Annotated in this window: 1 protein-coding gene; it reads right to left on the minus strand. The window is 59.6% G+C overall.

The window, feature by feature from the left end; all coding sequences use genetic code 11:
* Positions 1-215: 215 nt before the first annotated feature.
* Positions 216-431: DNA-3-methyladenine glycosylase I (locus tag I6F21_RS37990; protein WP_225184416.1), on the minus strand; the 216-nt coding region annotated here is incomplete at its 5' end.

Here is a 431-nt window from a genome sequence, read left to right on the forward strand (position 1 = left end):
GTTGTAGAACGGAATATCCGTCAGGTCGGCCAGGTCCATTTCAACGCCAGCGGGCAGGCGGGTGGATGCCGCACGCAGCAGGCCCTGGTTGGTGGACTTGCGGCGCAGGCTACCGGCAATGCCGAGAAAATTCAGCGACATGAAGAACGACTCCGTCAATATTGGGATTGACGAGAATAACGGACATTCGCCCGATCAAAAAGAGGCCTTACGCGCTACACCTGGCCGGCGCGAAAACACCCGGCTTCGTGGTCATCCACCATGCCGGTGGCCTGCATGAAGGCGTAGCAGATGGTCGGGCCGACAAACTTGAAACCGCGCTTGATCAGCGCCTTGCTCATCGCCTTGGACGCATCGGTCGCGGCGGGTGCATCGCGGTAGCTGTCCCAGCGGTTGACGATGGTCTTGCCATCGACAAACGACCACAGGAA

The sequence above is a fragment of the Bradyrhizobium sp. NBAIM03 genome (genome assembly GCF_020194055.1).
GTDB classification, from domain to species: Bacteria; Pseudomonadota; Alphaproteobacteria; order Rhizobiales; family Xanthobacteraceae; genus Bradyrhizobium; species Bradyrhizobium yuanmingense.